The following is a 1726-nucleotide window of genomic DNA, read 5'->3' on the forward strand; positions in this document are numbered from 1 at the left end:
GCTTATCTGACAGGTTGAGTATGAAAGTTCCGCAGCAGGTAACTAGAGAGGTAAAATCAGCCATTAACTCTGAAAATTATGAGACTGTTATTAAAATAGATATAAAGGATTTCTATCCTAGTATTGACCATTCCATTCTTGTGAAAAAGTTAAAAGAACTAGGTATTGAAAAAGAGGCAATAACTTTAATAGAAAGTGCAGTAAAAAATGGTTTTAAAAAGAAATCTTTAAATGAATGTGGCATTCCCCAAGGGTTGTCGATATCAAACATTCTTGCTGAAATATACTTTTTAGAACTAGACGAAAGCTTTAAAGGTAGGCCTTTTTTCTACARGAGATATGTCGATGACGTTCTAATATTTTGTAGTAGCTCCAGTTCTGAAGATATATACAAGGAGTTCAAAGATAAAGTGGAAAGCATAAACTTATCTATTCATGAAAAAAATAATTCTGATGGTAAAACTGAAGTTAAAAGTATTCTTAATGAGTTTTCTTATCTAGGATATCTATATAATTGTGATGTAAAAACAAAGGAAGTTAATAAAAAAGAGAAAACTAATATTTCTGTTAGGGCTTCTAGCAGAAAAAGATTTCAAGATTCGATTGCCTCTATTTTTACTCTGTACGCAAATGCTGGAAAGAAAAAATCTAAGGCTCTACTTTTTTGGAAATTAAACCTAAGAATCACAGGGTGTATATCTAATGGAAAGAGAAAAGGTTGGCTTTTTTTCTTTTCAGAAATGAATGATATGCCTATGCTCTTTGAAATGGATAATATGATAAAAAATCTTTGCGCTAGACATCGAGTTGAATATAAGGGGGTGAAAAAGCTTACTCGTGCTATTCATGTTATAAAACATGAAAAGTGGGAGAGCAGTTACTTTCCCAATTTCGATGAATATAATTATAAAAGCATGAGAGAGGTTGTAGCTTATGATAGAGGAACTAGACCTCATAAGGTGAAACTTACAGATCAAGATCTTAAAAGTGCGTTCTGGTCGATTATTAATCGTGAGGTAAGAGCGATGGAAACAGATATCACGTCATTTTCTTAGGGTTTATAAACCATTACAAGTTTGTTACCTGCTTTCCAGGAATAAAGCCTCAACTCCATCCCTAACGCATTCACAATCGCGATCAGTGCCTTGAGGGGTTGCCTTTTTGGCTGAATGTGCGGTAGAGCGTTTCTCGTGAAAGACCGGTTTGCTTGGCGATATCTGCCATTCCTTTGGTGCGAGCGATTACACCAGAGCATCGGCGATAAATGCGGGATCGCCCGTTTGCACCGCTTCGTCTAAGTAAGCTTGAAGTGCTTCTTGATTGTCCAAGAACTCCGCTGGGTCAAAAGCGTGTAAAGTTACTTCAGTAGCGACAACCATAGTTGTACTCCTCAAAATCAATGACTCCCAAACCGTCAGGATACAACTGTTCTGGCTTTGAGATCCTGTAATCCTCGTAGCCACTCACTAAAAACTGTCGTCTCTTTTATCGACTTTTCCACGCCTAAATGTAGCTTTGAAGCTACGCCTTTGGCAAGTGAATCTATCGTATTTAAGGTACACACAGAGATAGAGATACAGCGCATTCAACTCTATCATCAGCGATCTGACTCGCATCGTTAGACGTGAACGTAATCAATTTATTTATTAGTAACTTAGCGCGACTTCTATGGCTACTTGGGTTTTTAATTTATGTCCATGTGTCACTTTTATAGAGTGTTAATTTA

3 protein-coding genes are annotated in these 1726 nt (G+C 36.5%); 1 reads left to right on the plus strand and 2 read right to left on the minus strand.

Going from position 1 to position 1726, the window contains the following annotated elements; translation table 11 throughout:
- Positions 1 to 1055, plus strand: a 1055-nt coding sequence (locus BZG84_RS16115) for an RNA-directed DNA polymerase (RefSeq protein ID WP_077678501.1), incomplete at its 5' end; no start/stop codon positions are given.
- 82 nt (positions 1056 to 1137) lie between these two features.
- On the opposite strand, the gene BZG84_RS16520 is transcribed toward BZG84_RS16115, so the two are convergent.
- Positions 1138 to 1266 carry a helix-turn-helix domain-containing transcriptional regulator gene (locus tag BZG84_RS16520; RefSeq protein ID WP_338013091.1) on the minus strand — a complete coding sequence of 43 codons (129 nt, stop codon included), beginning with the start codon at positions 1264 to 1266 and terminating at the stop codon, positions 1138 to 1140.
- Positions 1242 to 1379 carry a helix-turn-helix domain-containing transcriptional regulator gene (locus BZG84_RS16525; protein WP_241825824.1) on the minus strand — a complete coding sequence of 46 codons (138 nt, stop codon included), beginning with the start codon at positions 1377 to 1379 and terminating at the stop codon, positions 1242 to 1244. The genes BZG84_RS16520 and BZG84_RS16525 overlap by 25 nt, the downstream gene beginning before the upstream one ends.
- Positions 1380 to 1726: the final 347 nt, after the last annotated feature.

Origin of the sequence: Salinivibrio sp. PR932 (genome assembly GCF_001996125.1) — a bacterium.
Classification (GTDB): Bacteria; Pseudomonadota; Gammaproteobacteria; order Enterobacterales; family Vibrionaceae; genus Salinivibrio; species Salinivibrio proteolyticus.

What these genes read in the sequence shown, in the direction of transcription:
- BZG84_RS16525 (WP_241825824.1), bottom strand. Translation starts at nt 1,379, where the DNA reads ATGGTTGTCGCTACTGAAGTAACTTTACACGCTTTTGACCCAGCGGAG.